Raw genomic sequence first — 24904 nt, 5'->3', positions numbered from 1 at the left:
GTAGAGCCGATCCCGGCGGCAGTCTCGGTGGCCGGAGCACCGGAACCGACTGCCGGAGAGGTGGACTCCGCCCTTGCCTGCGAGGAGCCAACGCCGACAGCGGATTCGACCGCTTCGGCCGAGTCAGCGGAAACCGAATCAGCGATCGCACCGACAGCAGGTAACTCGGCTGCGGGCGCTTCCGCGACGGAACCAGCTGCGGCAACGCCTGATTCGCGTCCAGCCGCGGCCGGTGCGGAAGATTCACCGACCGGCGTCAACCGTTCAGGAGGTGGATCCACCGAACTGGCGGGAGCGGAACCTTCAGGTTCGGACGGCGCTTCACCCTCGTCCGTACCCGACTCAGCGGCCTCGGGCTCGACCACCGGGGGTACCGGGGGCGGGCCGAACAGCGCGTCCGGGACGGAACGTTCCGGTTTGGCCGACGCCTTCCGGAACAGTTCATCCGGCACCTGCCGAATCGGATCTTCAGAGGACATCCGGGGCCACCTTCGCCGATGCGTTCCACACGTCAAGGCGCCAGCCGGGCTGGTCGATGCTCGGACCGTGACTGCTGAGCTGCACCCAGCTGGTATTGGCCAGTCCACCGAGGACGGGCCAGTTCGCTGGCGGCAGATCGAGCAGCGCGGCCGTGAGACCAGCGATCAGCCCGCCGTGCGCCACCAGGATGATAGTCCGGCCGGGCCAGTCCTGCCGCTCGACAAGCAGTTCCCGCACCACCGGCAGCGACCGCGCGCCGACCTCGAGTTTGCTCTCCCCGTTGGGTGGCCGGTAGGTGGCGTCGAGCCGCCAGGCCTGGCGCGCGCCCGGGTAGTCGGCGTCGACCTCGAGGTGGGTCAAGCCTTCCCAGTCGCCGAGATCGGTTTCGCGCAGCCGCGGATCGGGCACCACCTCGAGTGAGGTGTGATCGGCCAGCGCGGAAGCGGTCTCGAAGGCACGGCGCAGGTCCGAGGCGATGATGGCGATCGCATTGCGCGAAACAAGTTCGCGCGCAGCCTCTTTCGCCTGACGGCGGCCGAGTTCGGTGAGATCGGTGTCGATCTGGCCCTGCATCCGGTCGGCGGCATTCCATTCGGTTTGCCCGTGGCGCAACAGGATCAGGGTGCGCACGTGGGCGTACTTGCTCACGACTGCGCCTCGCTGACGCTCGGCTCCGTCGTGCGCAGTGGCGCGCTGTGTCGTCGGTTCGCTCGCTGACGCTCGCTCACAGTCGCGCCTTTCTGACGCTCGACGCGGTGGCGAGCAACGCTGCCTTACCGATGACTCGCTCGTTCACTCGGTGTCGCTCTCCGCGTCACCGTTCACCGCCGCGGCCCGCGCTTCCGGTCCGCCGATGCCGTCCACCGGCACCACCGGGCAGTCCTTCCACAACCGTTCCAGCGCATAGAAATTGCGCTCGTCGTTGTGCTGGACATGCACCACGACATCGACGTAGTCGAGCAGCGCCCAGCGTCCCTCGCGAGTGCCCTCGCGCCGAACCGGCTTGTGCCCGGCCTCGCGCAGCTTGTCCTCGATATTGTCGACGATGGCGTTGACCTGACGCTCGTTCGGCGCGGAGGCGATGACGAAACAGTCGGTGATCACCAGCTGCTCGGACACGTCGAGCACCACCACGTCGAGCGCCAACTTCTCGTCCGCCGCCCGCGCGGCGACCTGCGCGATCTCGACCGACTCCACAGAGGCACTCATCGGTGCCCCCCGCTACGCTCGCTCACTCAGCTACCTTCCGCTCCTGCGGGCACATAGAGGTGCCGCTTAGATATGTACTGCACCACGCCATCGGGGACGAGGTACCACACCGGCCGGTTCTCGGCGGCGCGGCGACGGCATTCGCTCGACGAGATGGACAGCGCCGGGATCTCGACCATGGTCACCGCATCGGCCGGAAGATCGCGCAGATGCTCCTCGAGATGATCGGTATTCAGCTCGTACCCCGGACGGCTCACCCCGACAAACCTCGCCAGTTCGAACAGTTCGGCCCAATCCTGCCATGTCAGGATGTTGGCAAGCGCATCCGCTCCGGTGATGAAGTACAGCTCGGCGTCGGGATGCTTGTTGCGCATCTCGCGCAGCGTGTCGACGGTGTAGGTGACCTTTTCCCGGTCGATGTCGGCCCGACTGACCGAGAAACTCGGGTTCGAGGCGGTCGCGATCACGGTCATGAGGTAGCGGTCCTCCGCCGGGCTGACCTGTTTATCGGCCTTCTGCCAGGGCTGACCGGTGGGGACGAAGATCACTTCATCGAGCGCGAACCGATTCGCGACCTCGCTGGCGGCGACCAGGTGACCGTGGTGGATGGGGTCGAAGGTACCGCCCATCACGCCCAGTTTGCGGCCGCGCCGACCTGTCTCTTGCATGAGTGCCGAGCTTAACTGGTCGGGTTCGGGTCGCCGGGGGCGGCAAGCCGCAGCGGGCGAGCGCTGAGCGGCCGACCGTTAATCGCCCGCCAGCCCATACCCGTCTTCCGCGTCGAGCATCTCGCTCAGCTCCCGACGGGTCTGTGCGAGCTCCTCGGCTACCTCCCCGCTCGCCGAGCCGCTGTCCGCCAGCTCGGCGATCAGCGCCTCCATCGCGTCGAGCCACGGTCGCCCCGGCTCCGCGTCGAGCCCCCACAACTGCAGCCAGGCCGCCGACCGCACGCAGCGGGCCCTGGACACCACGTTCCCGAGATCGCCGAACAGTTCGGCCGCGCGCCGATACGCCGCCACCGCTGACGCGTTCTGATCGCAGTAGTCCAGCGCGATGGCGGCCGACATGGCGAGTTCAGCATGCAGTTCGCGGCGGTCCGGATCGTGCTCGATCAGTTGAGCGCCTTGGGCGAACTGCCTTGCGGCGTCGTGGTATCGGTGCAGCGCGTTCAACGATTCGCCGAATTGCGCACGTACCGCGGCCAGTTCGGCTGGCGGATATGGAATCCCATCCGCCGCCATCGCCTCCTCGAAAAGGGCGGCAGCCTCGCCGTGTCGCCGACCGCGATGGAACGCTCGGGCGGCAATCACGGTGTGGTGCAGCAGATCCGGCTCCGACAACCCCTCCCAGCGCGCGGCCGCACGCACCGCCGCGTCCGCCAGATCGAGCTCACGATCCGGTTGACCAGCGATAGCGATCACCAACTGCGAACTGAGCCGCGCCAGATGCTCTGCTGCCAATACCCCCGCACCGACCGTCAACGCTTCGCGCAGCCGAGCCTCGGCCTGTTCCGGAGCATCTGCCAACCGAGCAGCACCTACCTCCGCCAGCCGATGCACCTCAGCCACACGATCGTCGTCGGAGACAACGCCCTCGGGCCACTCCTCGGGAAAGGACGAGACCATCCTTCGCCCGACACCGGCCGCCAACACAACACCGCCCGACGAACCGACCCCGACGCGGGAGACGGAACCTGCCATCGAGATGGCACCGCCCACTGGAACGCCGCTGCCCACACGAGCAGCACTAGCCACGAGAGCGCCACCATTCGCAGCCGTCGCGGGACGCGCGGGGCCAGCGTCACCCGCACCGCCACCAGCAGGAACGCCACTGGTGGCGGCACCACCCACAGACGCAGCGCCGCTCGCAGGAGTAGCACTGCCCGCAGGAGTGACACCACTAGCCGTGGTATCACCGCTCACGGGAGTGGCATCACGCGCCGAATCGGCCCTCCCACCTCCGGCAGCCGCACCATTCGTAGAAGCCGCAGCACCCCCGGCACCAGCACCACCTGCCGAAGCAGCCCCGTCAACAGGAGCTACGCCGCCCACAGAACTGCCACCACCCGCAGGACCTCCCCCTCTGGCGGCGGCATCCGCAGAAACTACACCACCTGCTGGGGACGTCCCCTCTTCAGGAGCAGCACCGGCCGCAGAAGCTTCATCGTGCGCAGCAACACCGTCTGCAGAAGCCGCAGCTCCCAAAGCGCCCTCCCCTGCCGCAGGAACAATCCCCGCGGCCTGCGGCAATCTACTGCGCAAGCCGAGTGGAAGTCGTTCCAGCAGTGGCTGTCTCGCGAGACGTGTAGTGACCTGGGTGCTCACCGCCGCGTTTCCGTTGCGAAGGTCGTATCGCGCGCACAACCCGGCGATCTCCGTATCGAGCTCAGCCAGTATGGAATCCACTGTCTCGCCGGCGACCGGTAGGTAGCCGAGGCCGAGGGTGGCGAGTCTGCGTAGCAGCACGCATACTCCGGTGATGAATGCGAGGCGGGCACCGGCGTCGGCGCCGGGGTCGGTGAGCCAGCGGGCGTGTTCGGCGAGTATTTCCAGCCCCCGGCCCTCGTTGCCGGTCAATGCGCAGAACTCGATGTGCATCGCCACCGACGGGCGCAGGCTGTCGCTGTGCCGGACCAGCGGGTATCCCGTCAGATGTGCGCCGCGCGCGTCGGCGATGCGGCCGGTGCGCATCAGCGGGAGCAGTGCCTGGGCCAGCACGCGATGCGGCTCTTCCGCGCAGGTGCGATCGCCGTCGATGACCGGCTGCCAGTGTGCGAGCGCGCCCGCGTCATCCCCCAAAGCCGCTCTGCTGGTGCCCCATTCGTTGCGTTCGCACGCGTCGCAGTCGGACATACCGTCGCGCGGCGCCCCCATGGCTTCCTCGTGCAACCGGGCACCGTCCTCGACGTCACCCAGCTTCCGCGCCAGCTGGGCCCGCAGCGCCAGCACCGGGCGCGGGCTGTAACCGCGCTGGCGGTAACGCTTTTCGAGCTCGTCGAACCAGCGGTAGACGGTCGGCAGCGGTATCGCTGGGTTGTCGATCAGTCCCCAGGTCATCCACTTGAGGTACCAGTGCACCGAATGTGTCAGCGGCCCTAGCTCGGCCGGGAATTCGTCGTAGATCCGCAACAGCCTGCCGTAGGCGACCGGTGCCAGATCGCGTTCGCTCGCGTAGGTGTACGACTCGGCGAGCTCAAGCAGCACCCGGCCCTCGAGGTGCCGGTCCGGGCCCGACTTCGCCATCGCCGCAAGCATTTCCAGCCGTTCGACGCGTAGTCGTCCGTGCGGCAACGAGTAGACGTGCGCGAGCGCCTCATTGATCTCGGCGGTGTCCACGTTTCACTCCGTCTCTTCGCCGGTGCCCGCGGCACGTTGGGTTGCCCAGCTGAGGAATTCGCCGAAGGCGCGGTTGAGCAGCGCCGTATCGGCCGCCCGCAGCGGGCGGTGGGTCATCAGCAGTGCCTGCCCGTACAGCGATTCCACCGCCGTCTTCAGGAAGGCCGGATCGCCGATGCGGGCCAGCCTGCGCACGACGGGACTGTGATGGTTGAGCACGAGCTGGGCGCGCGGCGCGGCGGCATCCAGCGCGCCGAGGATCTCGCTCCACAGCTCGTTGGCGCCGAGCGCGGTCTCCGCCCTGGTGCGTTCGTTGCGCGCGCCGCGTCCGTCCAGGTACAGCGCGGGCACCGAAACCGGGTGGAAGGCACGCACGATCACGTCGCAGGACAGCGGGTCGAGCACCGCGCGGGCAATGGCGAGGACCGGCGTCAATGCCAGTTCCTCGGCGGGGTCGACCGGATCAAGCGCGGCCGTGATGGCGTCGGTGTCCAGGTCGATCACCTCGACACCGGGTAGCAGTCGCGGCAGCGCCGCCACGAGTTCCCGGTCATAGGCGTAGCCGCCGTTGACGATGCCGATCCCCTGCGCCGCCGCGGTCGCGGCGACCTGGCGGAACTCCTCGACCGTCGCCGTCACCCGGATGACCGGGTGCCTGCGCGCGAATTCGGTCAGCGGGAGCCGCCCGTCGGTGGTCTCGAAGCCCAAGTGCGGCAGCATGATCCGGAACAGTTCCGGCGAATGCCTGGCCATCGCCTTGACGCCGAGCGCGTGCACCGCGAGGAACGCGGCGAGCCGTTGCGGCTGCTCGGCCGCGATCTCGGTGAGCCAGTCGCGAATTCGGTCGCCGAGCACCTCGCGGATGATGGACAGCCGCTCGTCCTCGTAGAGCCCCTCGCGAGAGGCGGTCGGGCGCAACGAGTCGGTGTCGATCACGCACCGCACGAAGAACGCCCAGTCCGGCAGCAGCCCGCGCACAGCGTCGCCGAGCAGCATGCCCTTCAGATACACCCGGTGCGCGCTGCTCTCGGCCGGATTGCCCGGCTGCGCAAGCACATACGCGACGCCGCTCACTCCGGCCAGTTCCGCGTCGAGTTCGATAACGTCGAGTGGATCGAATCCGAGTGTGCGCTCGCCGAATTCGAGCAGCGCGTCGCGCCGTTCGATGGCGGACGGGTAGTCCCGATGCCACACCGCGGGCCCGTCGGTGATCGGCACGACGACGCCGTCTGCCTCGACCGTCACCGCGTACGGCAGCAATGAGCCGTATTCGCGGGCGAGTTCGATCACCCGGCGCGGCACGAACCACGACTCCGATCCGGCTCGCGGCGTCAGGTGCACCGTGGTGCCGGGCTCGGGATACTCCATCGGTTCGAGCAGACGCACCGAGTAGGTGCCGTCCGCCGCGGCAAGCCATTCGACCGGTGCGGCCGAGGGATCGTCGGCCGACCGGGTGACGACGCGAATCGTCTCGGCAACGGTGAAGCAGGCCAGCAGGCCGATGCCGAACTGCCCGAGGAACTCTCGCCGCGCACCCTCGATATCGTCACGCTTCGACGATCGGCCGATGGTCGCCAGGAATCGGTGTACGTCCGCCTCGGTCAGGCCAACCCCTGGGTCGGTGATCCGCAAGCCGGTCGCGTCGATGCCGATCCGAATCGCGGTAGGCGCCAAACGGTCCCGCTTGGCGCGCGCGGTGACGGCGTCCACCGCGTTCTGCAATAACTCGCGCAGATACACGCGTGGACTGGAATACAGGTGGTGAGACAGTAAGTCGACGATCCCCCGCAGATCCACCTGAAACGTATAGCTGTCCTGCACCGCCGCCACACCGCTGGGCGTTCTCTCGACCATGGTGGGCAATCCTTGCGGCAATGCCCAATGGTTCGCTTAACGAACGCTGATGATGGGCGATCAGGCCTTCGGCCGCTTGGACTTCGGCAGCTTGGCGACAATCGCGTCGTAGGACTGATCAACGAGTTCCCGCAGCTCATCGTCGGGCACCGCGCCGCCGAACTTCACTACGTTCCACCCGTACCGCCCGATATACGCCGAAGCCGACACATCATCCGGATACACCCGGGTCAGCTCGTCGGCTTCCTCTCGCGTGCGCCCGCACTTGAGCCCCACCGAGGTCGTCCCGAGGAACGCGAAGATCTTGTCGCCGACCTTCGCGACAACATCGCCTTCCCATGGTTCGTCCTGCCAGGCACCGGGTTTCGCCAGGCAGTACTTCAGCAGTTTCGCGTCATCCATGTCGGCTCCTCACACCGGCAGCAGCATCGACACCACGGCCGTCAGCTGGCTGGCCGAGCGGCATTCGTGCATCTCGATCACCTGCCGGTACTTGTCGGCGGCGGAATCGCCCGAACCCCAGTTGGTTTCCATCTCCGGGTTGAGCCAGTGCGCGTGCTTGGCGGTGCGCACCAGCGACCGCAGCGTTTCCAGTTCCGGGTCGCGGTAGTTGGTGCGCGCGTCGCCGAGGATCAGCAGTGAGCTGCGCGCGGTGACGGCATCGGGGTAGTCCCTGGCGAATCCGGCCAGCGCGTTGCCGTAGTCGGAGTGCCCGTCCATCCCGACGACGCTGGCCTCGGTGAAGATCCGGTTCATCGCCTTGTCCAGCTGGGTGCGCGGATCGAAGAACTGCGTTACCTCGTCGGTCTGATCGACGAACGCGAAAATCCTTACCCGCGAGAACTGTTCGCGCAGCGCGCTGACCAGCAGCAGCGTGAAGTTGCTGAACCCGGCCACCGAGCCGGACACGTCACACAGCAACACCAGCTCCGGCCGACCCGGCCTCGGCTTGCGGTTCACCAGGTCGATGGGCACCCCGCCGGTCGACATCGACCTACGCAGCGTCTTACGCAGATCGATCTCACCGCGCCGGGAATGCCTGCGCCGCACCGCGAGTCGCGAGGCGAGAATGCGCGCGAGCCGCTGCGTGCTGCGCCGCATCTCGATCAGCTCGGATTCCGAGGCGCGCAGGAAGTCGACGTCCTCGGATTGGCGCGGAACACCATAACTGGCGACCCGTTCACGGCCGATCCGCTCGGCAACCCGCCGCCGCGTCTCCGCCTCCACGGACGCCCGGAACGCGTCGATGCGACCACGCGCGGCCCGCCGGGCGATCTCGGTGTCGAACGCGCTGGTGTCCGGCCCGGCCGCCAGCCCGGCCAGGATCTTGGCCAGCAAGGTCTGCGGCTGAACATCTTTCAACGCCTGATAGGCCGAGAAGGACGACCCGCTGGCGGACTGATACTGACCGAGCTGCTCCACCAACTGAGCGACCAACGCGTCCAACCGACCATCGCCAGCTTCCTGGCTCAACAGATCCGCGAGCAGTTCCCGCAGCGCCGCGATATCCACCTCGCCCGTCGGCGTCCTGGGAATCTCGACCTCGTCACGGCCGGCGGTACGCTCCCCGATCGCGATCGGGAACCACAGATCGAACAGCCGGTCGAACGTCGCTCGATGCGTGGTCCGACGCAGCAGCGAACACGCGAGCCCCTCGCGCAACACGTCCCGGTCGAGCAGGTCGAGCACGGTCACCACGCGGCCCGCGTCCACGGTTTCCGAGGGACCCACCGGAATACCGCGCTCGCGCAGCGCCTCGACGAACCCGACGAGATGACCGGGCAGCCCGTGCGGCGCGCTCAGTTCCACATCTGCCGCGGGCTGTGCTCGCGCGGACATCGGATCAGGCCAGCTTCAGCTCGGCCAGCGCACGCTGGTGATCGCTCTGGTGCTTGAGCACGACGCCGAGCGTGGCCCGCACGGCCGAGTCGTCCAGGTCGTGCATGCCGAGCGCGAGCAGCGTGCGGGCCCAGTCGATCGACTCAGCCACCGAGGGCAGCTTCTTCAGCTGCATGCCGCGCAGCACGTGCACGATCCGCACCAGCTGGGCGGCGACGGCGGCGGACAGCTCCGGCACCCGGCTGGCCAGGATGCGGCGCTCGAGTTCCTCGTCCGGGAAGTCGAGGTGCAGGTAGAGGCAGCGGCGCTTGAGTGCCTCGGACAGTTCGCGGGTGGCGTTGGAGGTCAGCACCACGAAGGGCTTGCGGGTGGCGACGATGGTGCCCAGTTCGGGGACGGTCACCGCGAAATCGCTGAGCACCTCGAGCAGCAGACCCTCGATCTCTACGTCGGCTTTGTCGGTCTCGTCGATCAGCAGCACCGTCGGATCGCTGCGCCGGATCGCGGTGAGCAGCGGCCGCGACAGCAGGAATTCCTCGGTGAAGACGTCGGCTTTCGTTTCTTCCCAGTCGTTTTCGCTCGACGCCTGGATCCGCAAGATCTGCTTGGCGTGGTTCCACTCGTAGAGCGCGCGGGCCTCGTCGACGCCCTCGTAGCACTGCAGCCGGACCAGTTCGGCGCCGGAGGTCTGCGCGACCGCCCTGGCCAGTTCGGTCTTGCCGACACCGGCCGGACCCTCGATGAGCAGCGGTTTGCCGAGCCGGTCGGCCAGGAACACCGAGGTGGCGGTGGCTTTGTCGGCGAGGTAGCCGGTGCTGGCCAGCTGATCGATCACATCGTCGACCGAGGTGAAGATCGGCTCCTGGGTCGTCTCGGAGGTGGGGGCCACGTGCAGTCCTTCCTTGGGGGCGAGCGAGGCTCGCTCCCTATTACCTATACCGGCCGGATCTGGCCGTCGCCCCACACGATCCACTTGGTGGAGGTCAGCTCCGGTAGCGCCATGGGTCCGCGGGCGTGCAGCTTCTGGGTGGAGATGCCGATCTCGGCGCCGAAGCCGAATTGCTCACCGTCGGTGAACGCGGTTGAAGCATTCACCATGACGGCCGCGGCGTCGACTCGGCTGGTGAATTCGCGGGCCGCGGCCAGCTCGGCGGTGACGATGGCCTCGGTGTGCCCGGTGCCCCAGGTGTTGATGTGCTCGATGGCCGCGTCCAGGCCATCGACCACCTTGAGCGCGATATCGAGGGTGAGGTACTCCTCGCCCCAGTCCTTGTTGTTCGCGGGCACCAGGCCGGGCAGGTCGCCGTGCACGGTCACGCCGTGCCGCTCCAGCGCCTCGATCAGCTTGGGCACCGCGACGGTGGCGATGGCGTCATCGATGAGCACGGTCTCAGCGGCATTGCAGACGCTGGGACGGCGGGTCTTGGCGTTGAGCAGGATCTGCTCGGCCATGTCCAGGTCGGCGGCCGCGTGCACGTAGACGTGGCAGTTACCGGTGCCGGTCTCGATGGTCGGCACCGTCGCGTCGCGGACGACGGCGCTGATCAGGCCGGCACCGCCGCGCGGGATGACCACGTCGACCAAGCCGCGTGCCTGGATCAGGTGGGTGACGCTCGACCGGTCCGCGCTGGGCAGCAGCTGCGCGGCGTCAGCCGGAAGATCCTGTGCGGCAAGGGATTCCCGCAGCACCGCGACCAGTGCGGCGTTGGAGTGCGCGGCCGAGGAGGAGCCGCGAAGCAGCACGGCGTTGCCTGACTTCAGCGTCAGCCCGAACGCGTCGACGGTGACGTTCGGCCTGGCCTCGTAGACCATGCCGATCACCCCGAGCGGCACCCGCACCTGGCGGACTTCGAGGCCGTTCGGCAGCACCGAGCCGCGCACGATCTCGCCGATCGGATCGGGCAGCCCGGCCACCTGACGCAACCCCGAGGCGATGCCGTCGATCCTGGACTTGGTCAGCCGCAGCCGGTCGATCAGCGATTCCTCGACGTTCGCCGACTGCGCCGCGAGCACGTCCTCAGCATTGGCGTCGAGCACCGCGTCGGCAGCGGCGAGCAGCGCATCGGCGGCGGCATGCAGCGCCGCGTTCTTCTGCGCCGTGGTCAGCTGCGCCAACACGCGCGACGCGACCCGAGCCTTGCGTGCGGCATCGTGCACCACCTCGCGGACATCCGGCTCGGTCGTCGTTCCTACCGTCATGGGTACAGCGTACTGATCCGGCATCAGGCCGGATCCACCGCTGTAGGAGGTGGCAGCGCCTCCATTAGCCTTTGACGGCATGGCCCAAAAGACGGATGTTCCCTCGATCGTGGTGCTCGGCAGTATCAATATGGACCTGGTTACGACTACCGATCGGCGGCCGATGCCGGGCGAGACGGTGCTCGGTACCGGGTTTGCGATGGTGCCCGGAGGGAAGGGGTCGAATCAGGCGATCGCGGCGCGGCGGGCCGGTGGGGCCGTGCAGTTTCTCGGGGCGGTCGGTGACGATGTGTTCGCGGCGGAATTGCGGCGCGTACTGACGGATTCGAGGGTTGGTGTCGAGCGGCTGCGAAACGTGGACGGGGCGAGTGGTGTGGCCGCGATCGTGGTGGATGGTGGCGGCGAGAACAGCATCATCGTGGTCGGTGGGGCGAATGCGCGGATGACCGAGCTCAGCGCGGCGGACCTCGAGGTGATCGCCGCCGCCGATATTCTGCTGTGCCAGTTGGAGATTCCGATCGATACGGTGCTGGCCGGGGCTCGGCACGCGCGGGCGAACGGCACAACGGTGCTGCTCAATCCGTCCCCCGCCCAGGATCTTCCGCCCGAGCTGTGGGCGAATGTCGATGTGGCGGTGGTCAATTCGGGCGAGGCCGAACAGCTCGGCACCGCCCTCGACCCGGTCACCCACGTGGTCGTGACGCGCGGCGCGGACGGCGCGGACTATCGAGGGCCCGACGGCAAAGAGCTGTCCCAGCCGAGCCCAAAGGTCGACGTCATCGACACCACCGGCGCGGGCGACACCTTCACCGGAGCACTGGCCGCCGCCTGGCATCGCGGCCCCGAATACGCCCTGACCTGGGCGGGCGCGGCAGGCGCACTCGCCACCACCAAACTCGGCGCAAGCACCTCCATCCCCACCGAAGCCGAAATCACCGCCGCCCTCCCCACGCAATAACGCGTCCGGCAAGAGCTGCCCCCGATCCACTCAGGCATCCGCCCGGCGGTCCGCCACCGCATCGGCTATGGGCCCAGTCTCCGAGCGACCACCGCGCTCATGACCGAACGGGACATGACGGCGCCAAAGTGCGAGTAGGACCGCCGTCATGTCCCGTTCGATCACGAAACCCTGCGCTAATCCGGTGGCGCGCACCGTGATCGGTCCGGGGTTGCTAGTCGCCGACCGTCAGCCGGGCGATCGGCCGCCACGGGTGGAAAAGTCGACGCCGAGGATCGTGCCGCCGACTATCGTTGACGTTCATGGCCACCATGCCGGAGCGCATACCGTTCGATGGCGACAACGAAGCACTCATCGGCAGGTTGGATGCCGATATCGTCGCGCTGACCTTTGTCGACAATGCCGGGATCACCAGGGTGAAGACGGTGCCGATGCGGCGGCTGGCGCTGGCGGCGCGAAACGGGGTCGGGGTGTCGCCCTGTTTCGAGACGTTCGGCTTCGATGACCTGATGGCGGTCGGCAAATACCTCGGCGGGCCCGACGGTGATCTGCGGCTGGTCCCGGATCTGTCGATGTTGACCGAGCTCGCCTGCCAGCCGGGCTGGGCCTGGGCACCCACCGACAAGTACACCCAGGACGGGACACCGTTCGCCGCCTGTCAGCGCGGTTTCGCGACCCGACAGGCCGAGGCCGCACGGCAGGCCGGGTTGCGCCTCTCCATGACATTTGAGACCGAATGGTCTGTTGGTCGGGATGACACGACGGACTTTGTCCCCGCGGTCCACGGCCCCGCCTACGGCCTGGTGCGACTCGGGCAGGTCGCCGACTACGCGCGGGAACTGGTCGCGATATTGGACCGGCAGGGCATTCTCGTCGACCAGTTCCACCCGGAGTACGCGCCGGGCCAACTGGAACTGTCGGTGCAACCGTCCGATCCGGTCGGCGCCGCCGACGACGCGGTGCTGGTGCGGCACACGATCCGACAGGTGAGCCTGCAATACGGCTGGCGCGCGCTGCTCGCCCCCTGCCTCGACCCTGACGGCACCGGTTCCGGTGCGCACCTGCACTTTTCGGCGCAGGACGACCAGGGTCCACTCTTCGCCACCGGCGACGGCCCGTACGGAATGCGCAAGGCCGGTGAGGCATTCCTCGCCGGTGTCCTGCGCGAACTGCCCGCCCTCGTCGCGGTGGGCGCCGGCAATCCGGCGAGCTTCCTACGCCTGGTGCCCTCGCGATGGGCCGGCGCCTGGCAGTGCTGGGGACGGGAAACCCGGGAGGCGGCACTGCGTTTCATCACCGGCGTGCGCGGCACCGAGGAGTGGGCCGCCAACGCCGAGATCAAATGCTTTGACGCGACCGGGAATCCGTATCTGATCGTCGGTTCGGTGATCGCCGCCGGTCTGGCCGGTCTGGCCGAGGAACTGCGGCTGCCCGCCGAAATCAGCGGCGACCCGGTCACCTTCGATGCCGAACAGCTGCTGATCTCCGGCGTGCGCAGGCTGCCGACCGGCCCCGCCGAGGCGGCCGATCGGCTGGCCGACTCCGAAGTACTGGCCGAGGCGATGGGCCCCGAACTGCACGACGCGCTACTCACCGTGCGCCGATCCGAGGCCGAACGCTGCCAGGACACCAGCCCGGAAGAGCTTGTCGCACTGACCCGTTGGCGGTTCTGACGTGCTGACCGACGGTCTCACCCTCACCGACCATCACTGTCACGGTGTCGTCCCGCACGACCTCGACCGAACCGGGTTCGAGCGACTACTCGGCGAGGGACCAACCGGCAGTTTCGATTCCGCGATCGGCCTCGCGGTCCGCCGTTGGTGCGCACCGGCCCTCGACCTGCCGCCACACGTCGGCCCGGACGCTTACCTGACCCATCGGGCCGAACTCGGCTGGCGCGAGGTCGCCGTGCGACTGCTCGGCGCCACCGGCACCACCAGTTGGTTCCTCGATACCGGATTCGGCGGCGGCACAGCGGAATTCAGCCCGCTCACCGATGGCGAGGTGCGCGAGGTGGTACGGCTCGAGCAGGTCGCCGAGCAGGTCATCGCCGAGGTTGGCGCGGGCAAGACGGTATTCGACCAGATCGAGGCCACGCTGCGCGAGCGGGCCCGAAATGCGGTGGGGCTCAAGACCATTGTCGCCTACCGATGCGGCCTGGACTTCCCGCTGCGCGATCGACCACCGAGGGCGCTGATCCCCGGCCACCGCCTCACCGATCCGGATCTGCTCGGCTGGCTGGTCGGACTCGGTGCCCGCATCGGCGCCGAATTCGGCCTGCCCCTGCAATTCCACACCGGCTTCGGCGATACCGACCTGCGCCTACATCGCGCGGATCCATCGCTGCTCACCGATTTTCTCCGCAAAACCGCGAACACCGGCCTCATCGTTATGCTGCTGCACTGCTGGCCATTTCACCGCAATGCCGCCTACCTGGCACACGCCTTCGGACATGCCCGCATGGATATCGGACTCACCGTCCCCTACGTCGGGCACCGCGCGCAGGCCGTGCTTGCCGAAGCGCTCGAACTCGCCCCCTTCCGCTCGCTGTGCTACTCGTCGGACGGCTACGGCCTGCCGGAACTGCACTTTCTCGGCGCGTTCTGGTGGCGGCGCAGCCTCGGCAGGCTGCTCGACGAATGGATCGCCGAGGACCTGATCACCACCGCCGACGCCGAACGCCTGGCCGCGGGCATCGCGCATATCAACGCCGAGGACGCTTACCCGAGCACCCCCGCTCAGTAGAAATACTCGACCGCACCGCGTATTTATTCGAGTGCATTTACCCGCGTCGATCTTTACCGTTGATCAGGAAAACCAACGAAAGGATCGAACAATGTTTCCCGTCGAGCTGCGCGGCACCCGCGCGCAGACGCTTATGTGGGCCGAAGAGCACGCGGTCGAGCAGGCCGCGCTGCAGCAGCTGCGGAATATCGCCGCGCTGAAATGGGTCCACGGCGTCCGCGTGATGCCGGACGTGCACCTCGGCAAGGGTGCGACGGTCGGCTCGGTGATCGCGATGAAGGACGCGGTGTCCCCGGCAGCGGTCGGGGTGGATATCGGCTGCGGTATGGAGAGCGTCAAGACCGACCTCACCGCCGCGGACCTCCCCGATGACCTGCGCTCGCTGCGGTCTCGGATCGAGGCCGCGGTCCCGGTCGGCTTCAGCGCGCACGACAGCGCGGTCAACGTCACCAAGCTCGGCGGCGAGGTCTCCGCGCTCGGCGCGAGCACCGCGACGCTGCGGTCGGGCTGGGACAACTTCTGGGGCTCGTTCTCCTCGCTCGATGACGGAGTGCAGAACCGAGAAGCCAAGGCGCACAAGCAGATGGGCTCCCTCGGCGGCGGCAATCACTTCATCGAGGTCTGCCTCGACCAGGACGGCGCGGTGTGGATTCTGCTGCATTCGGGCAGCCGCAATATCGGCAAGGAACTCGCCGAGCGGCATATGGCCGTGGCACGGAAGCTGTCGCACAACGTCGATCTGCCCGATCGCGATCTAGCCGTATTCCTTTCCGGGACACCGGAAATGGCCGCCTACCGCCGCGACCTCACCTGGGCGCAGGAGTACGCCGCACGCAATCGCGCGGTGATGCTCGCCCTGGTGTGCCGCGCGGTGCGCGACGAATTCGCCGGGCGTCCGGTGCGTTTCGAACGGCCTATTTCTTGTCACCACAACTATGTGGCTGAGGAGCTCATCGACGGCATCCCGATGCTGGTGACCCGCAAGGGTGCGGTCCGGGCGGGCGCGGGCGATCTCGCGCTGATTCCGGGTTCGATGGGTACTCGTTCATATGTGGTGCGCGGCAAGGGAAATCCGGCCTCGTTCCAGTCGGCCTCGCACGGCGCGGGACGGCGGATGAGCCGTAATGCGGCGAAGAAGCAGTTCACCGTCGCCGATCTGGTCGCGCAGACCGAGGGCGTCGAGTCGCGCAAGGACGCGGGGGTTGTCGACGAGATTCCCGCCGCATACAAGGACATCGACGAGGTCATCGCCGCACAGCGCGACCTGGTCGATATCGTCGCGACGCTGCGGCAGGTGCTCTGCGTCAAGGGCTGAATTCGGGCCGCGCCCACCACATGTGGGCGCGGCACCGGTTCATTTGCGCCGCAGCGTGGCCGCGAACGCGGCGCCGATCAAGAACACGCCGGTGAACAGCGCGAAGCCGTTCAGTATCCAATTGTGCAGTGCCAGATGGAAATCGTCGGACAGCTCGGGCAGATTCTCGACCTGCTTGTAGGTGTCGTCCGGAAAAACGATCTGCAGGATCCCGGGGATCAGCCCCCACACCAGCCCCGCGATCGCCGTGCCGACCGGGGAGAACGCGGCAAGCGCCGCCACCAGGAACAGCAGCACCGCGCCGCCGATGATCTGGAAGTTCGAACTCCAGCGGTCCGACGAGCTGCCTAGGATGACCCACTGCCTGGTATCCAGCGCGCCATGCGCGGCCAGCCCCACCCCGATCGGGGTGATCACCAACGAGATCAGCGTGCCGGTCAGCGTCCGGCCGAAGCCGCTGCGACTCTGGAACTGGGCGCCCGGCGGCGACCAGCCCGCGGGCGGCTGATATTGGCTCGACATGGTTGCCCTCCTGCGCGGACCCCCGATGTCGGGAATCCTCTCGCCCTATTCTCCGTCGTTCATGGTCATTTCGCGCCGAATGCCGCGCCGATGTGCGTGAACAAGCCGTAGAGATGGGCAGCGCGGCTGGTTACCATCGAGTATGCGTCAGCAGCAACGGGATTCCGGCTCAGCTACTCCGACCGCGACGGAAGCGGCCGATCCCCCGGTAATTCCGGGCGTTCGCCGATCCTTTGTCACCGCGCGCGGTGTCCGCTTCCACGTCACCGAGGCCGGGCCCGCGGCCGGGCGGCCGGTGCTCGCGCTGCACGGATGGCCGCAGCATCACTACGCCTACCGTCACCTGCTTGCCGATCCGCCGGAGGGTTTGCGCATCATCGTGCCGGATTTGCCGGGTTATGGCTGGTCCGGTCCGGCACCGCATCGATGGGCCAAAAACGAAGTGGCTTCCGATGTCCTGGCGTTGATCGATGCGCTCGGCCTCGACCACGTGCTGCTCGTCGGCCACGATTGGGGCGGCTACATCGGCCACCTCATGGTGTTGCGGGAGCCCGAACGGTTCGACGGATACCTGGTGCTGAACATCGCCCATCCGTGGCAGACACCGCGTTCCGTGCTGCCGCATCTGTGGCGGTTCATGGTTTATCAGCCGCCCGTCGCCGCGTTCGGGAGTTACCTGCATCAGCACACCCGCTTCCTTGACCTGATCTTCGCCAAGAGCATCAAGAATCATGCGGAGTTCGGTCCGGACGTGCTGCGTGCCTACACCGATCGGTTCCGCGATCCGGTCGTCGCCCGCGCCGCGACCGATACCTACCGCACCTTCCTGCTCCGCGAAATGCCCCGCGCGGGCCGCCACGGGGAAACCCGCCGCGCCACCGTCCCGATCCGTGCCCTGTTCGGCGTCGATGACGCTGCCGTGCACCATTCGCTCGCCGCCGCCGAGACCGCGAAGGCCGACGACTACACCCTCGAACGGGTGACGAACTGCGGCCACTTCATCACCGAGGAACGCCCCGACCTGGTCCGCGCGCGTCTGATCACGCTCGCCGCGGAAACCGCCTGAACCCGTTGTGGCGGAACCTGATTCGATTGTCAAGCCGTCCGCGTCGCATCGTGGTCGTCGATGCCCTGCAGCGCGGTGATGTGCTCGACAACCACGGTATTTCCGCCACGCTGTTTCGCCTGATACATCGCGCTGTCGGCACACCGGATCAGATCCTGCACCAGCTGACGGCTGCGGCTGTAGCCGTCGGCACCCGCGTCGGCGACGGCGATGCCGATGCTGGCGGTGACCGAGATCGACCCGACCGGTTCGGCGACCGCGTTGCGTAGTCGCTCGGCGGCATCGACCGCGGTCGGCACGGGCAGGCGCGCGACGACCGCGAATTCCTCGCCACCGAGCCGGGACACGATGCTGTGCGCGGGTGCCGCGTGCAGCAACCGATCGGCGGTATACACCAGCACCTTGTCGCCCGCGGAGTGTCCGAAGGTGTCGTTGACGGCTTTGAACCGATCCAGATCGACCATCATCACGCAGACCGGAACCGGACCGGAGCCACCGACCACCATCGCGGAGTGGTATTCGAAACCACGTCTGCTCAACAGCGTCGTCAATGGATCGGAGAGCATGTCGGTGCGCAGCACCCAGTAACAGAATTGCAGCCCGGGCGGCACCACCGTGGCCGCGACCATGCCGAGGATCATGATCACCGCCGACGCCGCGTCGCCGACACCGAACAGCGGTATCGACAGCACCACGGCGGAGAGCAACGACCACGCTGTGTGCCCGGCGAGCACCTGCGGACTGTGAAAAGCGCTGACATAGATGCCGACGATCAACAGCAGCATCATCCCGACCGACCGGACGACATAGCCGGGGCTCAGCACGCAGACCACCGTGATGCAGACGTCGCCGACCGCGAGCAATGTCAGCGATTCCAGTCTGCTCGGCCACGGCAACCACCACCAGCGCACGACCCACACCACCGCCGCCGCCACGATGCACCACAGCACCGTGCGGCCGAGCACGTTCTGCGGGCCCGCCGACGATGTCACCGTCAGCACGCTGATCAGCGGCGTTGCCAGTCCGCACAGTCCGATGGCGAATTTGACCACCCCGAGCGCCGAGCGGGAGGCGAGGGCGTTCACCACCCAGCGATAGTCGACGCCGTCCCGCCACCAGTCCCGCAGCAAACGCACATAGCCGTTCACAACCGCGCCTCACGCACGCTCGGCTGTGCCATGACCCACTCGCTACGCTCGCTCATTCGACTCGTCCTCGGCGTCTACGGAAGCCTCGTATCGTCTCGAACCGCACTCACTGTGGTGAACGCCGCCGCGGAGGCCGGATTCCGACGTCGTCGCGGCGATTCAGGCAGTGTAGGACACATCGCGGCGCATACCGAGAGTCCGACCGGTATCGATCCCGACATGCACGGTCGAGGCGGGCGAGCGCGACGAGCGCGGTTCGTGTCGGTACCGTCGGGCACGATGGAGCGCATGACCACGGCGACCGATGTCCCGGCGATCGACCTCACCGCACCCGACCTTCGCGAGCGCGCGGAACACCTGCTGCGCGAACTGGCCGGACCAGACGCTCGGCTGCGGGAGGACCAGTGGACGGCGATCGAGGCGCTGGTGGTGCAGCGACGGCGCGCGCTGGTGGTGCAGCGCACCGGCTGGGGTAAGTCGGCGGTCTACTTCATCGCCGCCAAACTGCTGCGCGGGGCCGGGCGCGGGCCGACGGTGATCGTGTCGCCGCTGCTCGCGCTCATGCGCAACCAGGTCGCCGCCGCGCAACGCGCGGGTGTGGTTGCCGCGACGATCAATTCGGGCAATGTCACCGAATGGGACGAGATCCACGCCCAGGTCGCGTCGGGCGCGGTGGACGTGCTGCTGGTCAGCCCGGAGCGACTGAACAATCCGGACTTCCGCGATCAGGTGCTGCCGAGACTGGCCGCCGACGCGGGTCTCGTGGTGATCGACGAAGCGCACTGCGTCTCGGACTGGGGCCACGACTTCCGGCCCGACTATCGGCGTATCCGCACGCTCATCGCCGATCTCGGCTCGGACGTGCCGGTGCTGGCCACCACCGCGACCGCGAACGACCGGGTGGTCACCGACGTCGCCACTCAGATCGGCACCGACACCCTGGTGTTGCGCGGCACGCTGGATCGCGAGTCGCTGCACCTGTCGGTGGTGCGTTTCGCCGACGCCGTGGAACGCACCGCCTGGCTCAGCGGGCACCTGCGCACCCTGACCGGCTCCGGCATCGTCTACACGCTTACCGTCGCCGCCGCCCACGATCTGGCCGACGTGTTGAACTCGCACGGACACACCGTCGCCGCCTACACCGGCCAGACCGATCCCGCCGAGCGCGAGGCGCTGGAGTCGGCGCTGTTGAACAACGAGGTGAAGGCGCTCATCGCCACCTCGGCGCTCGGGATGGGTTTCGACAAGCCCGATCTCGGCTTCGTCGTGCACGTCGGTGCGCCGTCCTCTCCCATCGCCTACTACCAGCAGGTCGGTCGTGCCGGTCGTGGCACCGAGCGCGCCGAGGTGGTGCTGCTGCCAGGACCGGAGGACGCGCGGATCTGGAGTTACTTTGCCTCCGTGGCGTTTCCGCGCGAGCACATCGTGCGTTCGGTGCTCGACGCGCTCGATACGGACCGGGCCCTGTCCACCGCCGCACTGGAACCGCTGGTCGAGCTGAACCGCTCGCGGCTGGAGATGGTGCTCAAGGTGCTCGATGTGGACGGTGCGGTGCGCCGGGTGCGCGGCGGTTGGGTCTCCACCGGTCAGCCGTGGACCTACGACACCGAACGCTACGAGCGGCTGTCCGAGGCGCGTGAGGTCGAACAGCAGGCGATGGTCGACTATCAATCGACGACGGCCTGCCGGATGGAATTCCTGCGCGGTCAGCTGGATGACCCGGGATTGTCTGCGGAACAAGCGGATTCGACCGGCTGCGGCCGCTGCGACAACTGCACCGGTACCCGGCCCGATGTCACGGTGGACGCCGAGGCGGTCGCCGCCACCCGGGCCCGCCTCGACCGGCCGGGGCTCGACCTGAGCCCGCGCAAGCAGTGGCCGACCGGCATGGCGAAGCTCGGTGTTCCGTTGTCCGGCAAGATCACCGGCGGCGCCGAGACCGGCCGCGTCCTCGGCAGGTTGACCGACCTCGGCTGGGGCCAGCGCCTGCGCACCCTGCTCGACGGGCCCGACGATCCCATTCCGGAGAAGGTCTTCGAAGCCTGCGTCGCCGTGCTGCGCGATTGGAAGTGGGACACCCGCCCGACATCGGTGCTGGCGCTGGAATCCCCGCGCTACCCCGTGCTGACCGCCACCCTCGCGGCAGGCCTCGCCGAGATCGGTCGACTCCAGGATCTCGGCACGCTACCGAACCGTCCCGACCGCCCACCGGTGTCCGCCGCCAACTCCGCGCACCGCGTCGCTGGCCTGTTCGACTCATGGGAGGTCCCCGACCTCACCGACATCGAAGGCCCGATCCTGTTGGTGGACACCCTCTCCGACACCGGCTGGACCCTCACCCTCGCCGCACACGCCCTGCGCACCGCGGGGGCGGACGCTGTCCTCCCCTTCGCCCTCGCATCGGTAACCTAGGCCAGCTGAGCATCGACGCGAGTCATATGGTCGCTAATTGATCTTCAACAGCGACCATATGACTCGCCTCAACTCCAGCAACAACCATTTGACTCGCCTCGATCCCGGAAGCTCAGTCAACGGGACCACAGCCAGTCCGCACGCTGGAACTCAGGCGTTGCCCATCCCAGGCTGCGGCAGAGAAAGCCGGGTACGGCAGGCGACGCGCTCAGCACTACTCGGTCATTCCCTGGGACAGGTACACCCACCGGGTGAGTACAGCTAAGAACTCCCGACGCAACCAGCCCAGTGAGCTGAAGACCCACCCAGGTATTCCTGTGAGTAGTGTGGGCGCGTCGCCTGCCGTACCCGGCTTTAGGCGCACGTCAGGTGCGCGATGCCAAGTTCCCGAGGTGGTCATCTGGCTGTGGTGACGGCACAACACTCTCGACAACAGCGAGGTCGGTCAGCGCCACTTCCCGGGTGGTCTCACCAAGATCCGCACCCGGACTTGGGATCCGCACTCGGAATAGGGCCCTATTTCGAGTGCGGATCCCGAGTCTGGGTGCGGGGATCGGGGGTGCCCGAATCGTCCCTTTGGTGCTCAAGATCAAATGTAGCTACTATGTAGCGATCGCGGGATCGCGCTGCTTTGCGCGAGGGTCTCGCGTTCTTTTCGCTGTGGTTCTGCCAGTAGTTATCGCATTTGCGCACTGTGGTTCCGCTTCGTCGCTCGGCATATCTGCCAGCTCCAAACCCCTTTTTCACGCATCCCTGGAAAGGACCACGTCCGGTGGCAACCCTGGGCGGACCGTGCGCGCCCACGCACGGATATTCCGCATGCGATCGTAATCCTGTTGTGCAGTGGCATATTTCGGCGTGTTCGGTGCCACGCGACGGCACCGAACATACGGATCTGGTCGGTGAGTTGCGCGAGTTGCGTGCCCGGATCCTGTACGACCGTGGTCGGCGACCCGACTTTCAAGCCGCCGACGGTACGCACGTCGATGATCAGGAATTGGACTATGGTGCATGGCATTTCGTTGCTCGGCGTGAGCCGGACGGCGTCCCGCTCGGCTATATCCGGCTGTCCACTCCGGCCACCGGCGACCTGTTCCAGTCGCGCGCGTACCTCGGCGACGACGCCTACGACGCGGTGCTCGCCAGCGAGGGCGTGACCGCAGGCGAGACGTTCGAGCACAGCAGATTGGTCGTCGAGCATCGTGCCCGCAAACTTGGCTTGGGCGCGTTTCTGAACGCCGTCGCGATCGGCGCGGCCCACCACCTCGGCGCGAAGATCATGATCGGCACCTCCGGCACCAAGGACGGCCAGGATCAGTTCCATGGCCGGTTCGGCTTCCACCCGGTGCCCGGCACCCGACGTTATGTCGAGTGCTACACCGAAGACGTGGTCATCCTGGTACACCGAACGGCGGCAGGTGCCGGCGAATACACCGACCTGGTGGCCGAGATGTCCACGCGGTTCCCGACCTGGGCGCCGATAGGCCGTTACGCCACAACGCTTCCGACGGATCAGCACGCCGCACCGTCGGCCCTGCGACCGCGCACGCCCGGTGACAACGACTGGCGGCCGGTGTTGTTCGAACCGACGCGCACCGCCGATCGGGCCGCACTGACCGAGCTGCTCGAATCCGGGGTGGTCGGCGCGGTGCACGACACCATCGACACCCAGCTCGTCGAATTGATCCACAGCCGCGAGCCCGCCCGCCGCACCAGTGACAGCGCGCTCGACGCCGATATAGCCACCCAGCTCGCGGGAGTCGAGCCGTGGGCGTACGGCACCTGGGTCTGGTATCCCTGGTCCGCGCGACTGGTGCACGTGCTGCCGCGCGCGGAGTTCCGCCTGGTCCGCACCGATCGCAATCGAGAGAAGATCCAACGCCCGCAACAGCGCCGCCTGCTCGACCGCAGGATAGGGATAGTCGGTCTGTCGGTGGGTAACTGCGCCGCGATCACCCTGGCTCTCGAAGGGATCGGTGGCGCCTTCCGCCTCGCCGACTTCGACGAGTTGAGCCTGTCGAACATGAACCGCTTGCGTGCCGGAGTGCACGACATCGGCGTCGGCAAGGCGGTGCTGTGTGCGCGCCAGTTGTTCGAGATCGACCCGTACCTGGACATCGAGATCATGCCGACCGGGCTCACCGACGCCAACATGGCCGAGTTCTTCGGCACCGGAGCGGCCGCGATCGACCTGCTCGTCGAGGAATGCGATACCCCGTACGTCAAGATCGCGGCTCGTGAACATGCTCGCGCCCTTGGCATTCCGGTGATCATGGACTGCAACGACCGAGGCATGCTCGATATCGAACGATTCGACACCGAGCCGGACCGACCGCTGTTGCACGGCAGGCTCGGCACCATCACGGCCCGCGACCTGCCGACGCTGACCGCGCAGGACAAAGCCGATCTCATCCTGGCGATGGTCGACGCGGATCGGATCAGCCCGGAGCTCGCCGCGGCGTTCCCGGAAATCGGTCGGACACTGAGCAGTTGGCCGCAACTCGCCTCGGATGTCACACTCGGCGGCGCGCTCGTCGCGGAGGCGGCACGGCGCATCTTGCTCGGGATGCCGTGCGAGTCCGGACGGTTCTATATCGATCTCGAGGCCTTGATCGCGCCGGAGCACAACACCGTCGCGCCGCTCGAGAGCACGTTCGCATGAGCGCGGTGCTGGAAGGTGCGGTACCGCGGACCACAGCGGTGCGCCCGGCGCTCCCGATCGCGGTGGCTGGCACCGGAATACACCTGCCGGACCGGGTCATCACGAACGAGCAGCTCACCAGGACGCTGGACACGACCGACGAATGGATCGTCGACCGCACCGGCATCCGCGAACGTCGGCGGCTGGCAGCGGATCTGGCGGTCTCGGATATGGCCGCCGCGGCGGCCCGTTCCGCGCTGACCGACGCGGCACTCGCGGCTACCGACCTCGACGCGATCATCGTGGCCAGCTACACCTCGGACCAACCGCTGCCGTCCACGGCGCTGATCGTCAAGGAGCAGATCGGCGCGCAGCACGCACTACCACTCGACATCACCCAGGCCGCGTGTGCCAACGGATTACAGGCGATCCTGGTCGCGGCGCACCTCTTACAGGTGTCGGCGCGGGCGGTCCTGGTCGTGGCCGCCGACTGCGCCTCGCGGGTCACCGATCCGCGCGACCGGACCACCGGGGTGTTCTTCGGCGATGCCGCGGGCGCTGTCGTCCTCACCCGCACCGAATCCCCCGGCGCCGGGCTGCTCGCCTGGGATTTCGGCTCGCAACTGTCCTACGACGTGGAGATCCGGGCGGGTGGATCGCGGCTGCCGACCACCGAACTCACCGTCGCCGACCGGGATCACTATCTCCGGATGGACGGCCGGGCCGTGTGGGCGACCGCGACAAGTCAACTGCCGCACAGCATTCGCACCGCCGCGGAGGGCGCGGGCCTGCCGGTCACCGAGATCGACCACTTCTTCCTGCACCAGGCCAACCTGAACATCCTCACGGCGGCCATGACCGAACTCGGGGTGCCGATGGAGCGGGCACCGATCACCCTCGACCTGCTCGGCAATACCGGTTCCGCCGGTGTCTTCACCGCACTCCATCACGCCAGCATCCGTGGCCGTATTCGCGCCGGTGACACCTATCTGATGTCTGCTATCGGCGCCGGATTCCAGTGGGGCACACTGTGTTTTCGGCATCCTACGGCCGATCCGGGCGAATTGGGCTGAGCGGCGCGGTTATTGACGGGGGTCGTGCACGGTGATCGTTCGCGGTTCGGGTTCGATCACCTGTGCGGCGCGGCGGGGATAGTGGGCGGTGGGTTCCCGGACACCCGC

At 67.5% G+C, this 24904-nt stretch carries 19 protein-coding genes; 8 read left to right on the top strand and 11 right to left on the bottom strand.

Annotated elements, in window-relative coordinates:
* Positions 1–468: 468 nt before the first annotated feature.
* From OG203_RS36600 to OG203_RS36560, 9 genes are all read right to left on the bottom strand, one after another.
* Positions 469–1128, bottom strand: coding sequence for a histidine phosphatase family protein (locus OG203_RS36600; protein WP_405161771.1), 660 nt, complete (start codon positions 1126–1128; stop codon positions 469–471).
* A gap of 144 nt (positions 1129–1272) precedes the next feature.
* Positions 1273–1689, bottom strand: a complete 417-nt coding sequence (gene rsfS, locus OG203_RS36595) for a ribosome silencing factor (protein ID WP_405161770.1) — start codon at positions 1687–1689, stop codon at positions 1273–1275.
* A 26-nt stretch (positions 1690–1715) separates the two neighbouring features.
* On the bottom strand, positions 1716–2357 hold the full coding sequence (gene nadD, locus OG203_RS36590) for a nicotinate-nucleotide adenylyltransferase (protein ID WP_405161769.1): 642 nt from the start codon (positions 2355–2357) through the stop codon (positions 1716–1718).
* A gap of 78 nt (positions 2358–2435) precedes the next feature.
* Complete coding sequence (locus tag OG203_RS36585; RefSeq protein ID WP_405161768.1) at positions 2436–5024, bottom strand: hypothetical protein; 2589 nt, start codon at positions 5022–5024, stop codon at positions 2436–2438.
* Between the two features lie 3 nt (positions 5025–5027).
* A complete protein-coding gene (locus tag OG203_RS36580; RefSeq protein WP_405161767.1) occupies positions 5028–6878 on the bottom strand; it encodes an HSP90 family protein in 1851 nt (616 codons plus the stop codon).
* Between the two features lie 60 nt (positions 6879–6938).
* Positions 6939–7280 carry an MmcQ/YjbR family DNA-binding protein gene (locus OG203_RS36575; protein ID WP_405161766.1) on the bottom strand — a complete coding sequence of 114 codons (342 nt, stop codon included), beginning with the start codon at positions 7278–7280 and terminating at the stop codon, positions 6939–6941.
* 9 nt (positions 7281–7289) lie between these two features.
* Positions 7290–8717 carry a vWA domain-containing protein gene (locus OG203_RS36570; protein ID WP_405161765.1) on the bottom strand — a complete coding sequence of 476 codons (1428 nt, stop codon included), beginning with the start codon at positions 8715–8717 and terminating at the stop codon, positions 7290–7292.
* A 4-nt stretch (positions 8718–8721) separates the two neighbouring features.
* Positions 8722–9606, bottom strand: a complete 885-nt coding sequence (locus OG203_RS36565) for an AAA family ATPase (RefSeq protein WP_405161764.1) — start codon at positions 9604–9606, stop codon at positions 8722–8724.
* A 44-nt stretch (positions 9607–9650) separates the two neighbouring features.
* Positions 9651–10916 (bottom strand): glutamate-5-semialdehyde dehydrogenase, encoded by a 1266-nt coding sequence (locus tag OG203_RS36560; protein ID WP_405161763.1) that lies wholly within the window; start codon positions 10914–10916, stop codon positions 9651–9653.
* 79 nt (positions 10917–10995) lie between these two features.
* Between OG203_RS36560 and OG203_RS36555 the strand changes: the two genes are divergently transcribed.
* The 4 genes from OG203_RS36555 to OG203_RS36540 all read left to right on the top strand — a co-directional run bounded on the left by OG203_RS36555 (position 10996) and on the right by OG203_RS36540 (position 15934).
* Positions 10996–11874, top strand: coding sequence for a ribokinase (locus OG203_RS36555; protein WP_405161762.1), 879 nt, complete (start codon positions 10996–10998; stop codon positions 11872–11874).
* 302 nt (positions 11875–12176) lie between these two features.
* Entirely contained in the window at positions 12177–13547 is a 1371-nt protein-coding gene (locus OG203_RS36550; RefSeq protein ID WP_405161761.1) for a glutamine synthetase, read from the top strand.
* A gap of 1 nt (position 13548) precedes the next feature.
* The gene (locus OG203_RS36545; protein ID WP_405161760.1) at positions 13549–14619 is read left to right on the top strand and encodes an amidohydrolase family protein; all 1071 of its coding nucleotides are present in this window, start codon (positions 13549–13551) and stop codon (positions 14617–14619) included.
* A 91-nt stretch (positions 14620–14710) separates the two neighbouring features.
* Positions 14711–15934: an RtcB family protein gene (locus tag OG203_RS36540; protein WP_405161759.1), complete on the top strand. Its 1224-nt coding sequence runs from the start codon at positions 14711–14713 to the stop codon at positions 15932–15934.
* Positions 15935–15973: 39 nt separating this feature from the next.
* Here OG203_RS36540 and OG203_RS36535 read toward each other — a convergent pair whose 3' ends face one another.
* Positions 15974–16456, bottom strand: a complete 483-nt coding sequence (locus tag OG203_RS36535; protein WP_405161758.1) for a hypothetical protein — start codon at positions 16454–16456, stop codon at positions 15974–15976.
* Between the two features lie 142 nt (positions 16457–16598).
* Between OG203_RS36535 and OG203_RS36530 the strand changes: the two genes are divergently transcribed.
* Positions 16599–17522 (top strand): alpha/beta fold hydrolase, encoded by a 924-nt coding sequence (locus tag OG203_RS36530; RefSeq protein ID WP_405161757.1) that lies wholly within the window; start codon positions 16599–16601, stop codon positions 17520–17522.
* Positions 17523–17551: 29 nt separating this feature from the next.
* On the opposite strand, the gene OG203_RS36525 is transcribed toward OG203_RS36530, so the two are convergent.
* A complete protein-coding gene (locus tag OG203_RS36525; protein WP_405161756.1) occupies positions 17552–18670 on the bottom strand; it encodes a GGDEF domain-containing protein in 1119 nt (372 codons plus the stop codon).
* Positions 18671–18958: 288 nt separating this feature from the next.
* Here OG203_RS36525 and OG203_RS36520 point away from each other — a divergent pair, with 288 nt between their 5' ends.
* From OG203_RS36520 to OG203_RS36510, 3 genes are all read left to right on the top strand, one after another.
* On the top strand, positions 18959–21082 hold the full coding sequence (locus tag OG203_RS36520; RefSeq protein WP_405161755.1) for a RecQ family ATP-dependent DNA helicase: 2124 nt from the start codon (positions 18959–18961) through the stop codon (positions 21080–21082).
* An 838-nt stretch (positions 21083–21920) separates the two neighbouring features.
* Positions 21921–23744: a ThiF family adenylyltransferase gene (locus tag OG203_RS36515; protein ID WP_405161754.1), complete on the top strand. Its 1824-nt coding sequence runs from the start codon at positions 21921–21923 to the stop codon at positions 23742–23744.
* Positions 23741–24796, top strand: coding sequence for a 3-oxoacyl-ACP synthase III family protein (locus tag OG203_RS36510; RefSeq protein WP_405161753.1), 1056 nt, complete (start codon positions 23741–23743; stop codon positions 24794–24796). The genes OG203_RS36515 and OG203_RS36510 overlap by 4 nt, the downstream gene beginning before the upstream one ends.
* Positions 24797–24904: the final 108 nt, after the last annotated feature.

It is taken from the genome of Nocardia sp. NBC_01499, assembly GCF_045040275.1.
In the GTDB taxonomy this organism is placed as follows: Bacteria; Actinomycetota; Actinomycetes; order Mycobacteriales; family Mycobacteriaceae; genus Nocardia.
Note: the sequence above shows the minus strand (reverse complement) of the source record. Positions and strands in the feature narration are given on the sequence as shown.

Coding starts and splice junctions, on each gene's coding strand:
- rsfS (WP_405161770.1), bottom strand. CDS start 1,689: ATGAGTGCCTCTGTGGAGTCGGTCGAGATCGCGCAGGTCGCCGCGCGG.
- nadD (WP_405161769.1), bottom strand. CDS start 2,357: ATGCAAGAGACAGGTCGGCGCGGCCGCAAACTGGGCGTGATGGGCGGT.
- OG203_RS36580 (WP_405161767.1), bottom strand. CDS start 6,878: ATGGTCGAGAGAACGCCCAGCGGTGTGGCGGCGGTGCAGGACAGCTAT.
- OG203_RS36575 (WP_405161766.1), bottom strand. CDS start 7,280: ATGGATGACGCGAAACTGCTGAAGTACTGCCTGGCGAAACCCGGTGCC.
- OG203_RS36570 (WP_405161765.1), bottom strand. CDS start 8,717: ATGTCCGCGCGAGCACAGCCCGCGGCAGATGTGGAACTGAGCGCGCCG.
- OG203_RS36560 (WP_405161763.1), bottom strand. CDS start 10,916: ATGACGGTAGGAACGACGACCGAGCCGGATGTCCGCGAGGTGGTGCAC.
- OG203_RS36555 (WP_405161762.1), top strand. CDS start 10,996: ATGGCCCAAAAGACGGATGTTCCCTCGATCGTGGTGCTCGGCAGTATC.
- OG203_RS36550 (WP_405161761.1), top strand. CDS start 12,177: ATGGCCACCATGCCGGAGCGCATACCGTTCGATGGCGACAACGAAGCA.
- OG203_RS36540 (WP_405161759.1), top strand. CDS start 14,711: ATGTTTCCCGTCGAGCTGCGCGGCACCCGCGCGCAGACGCTTATGTGG.
- OG203_RS36535 (WP_405161758.1), bottom strand. CDS start 16,456: ATGTCGAGCCAATATCAGCCGCCCGCGGGCTGGTCGCCGCCGGGCGCC.
- OG203_RS36530 (WP_405161757.1), top strand. CDS start 16,599: ATGCGTCAGCAGCAACGGGATTCCGGCTCAGCTACTCCGACCGCGACG.
- OG203_RS36520 (WP_405161755.1), top strand. CDS start 18,959: ATGACCACGGCGACCGATGTCCCGGCGATCGACCTCACCGCACCCGAC.
- OG203_RS36510 (WP_405161753.1), top strand. CDS start 23,741: ATGAGCGCGGTGCTGGAAGGTGCGGTACCGCGGACCACAGCGGTGCGC.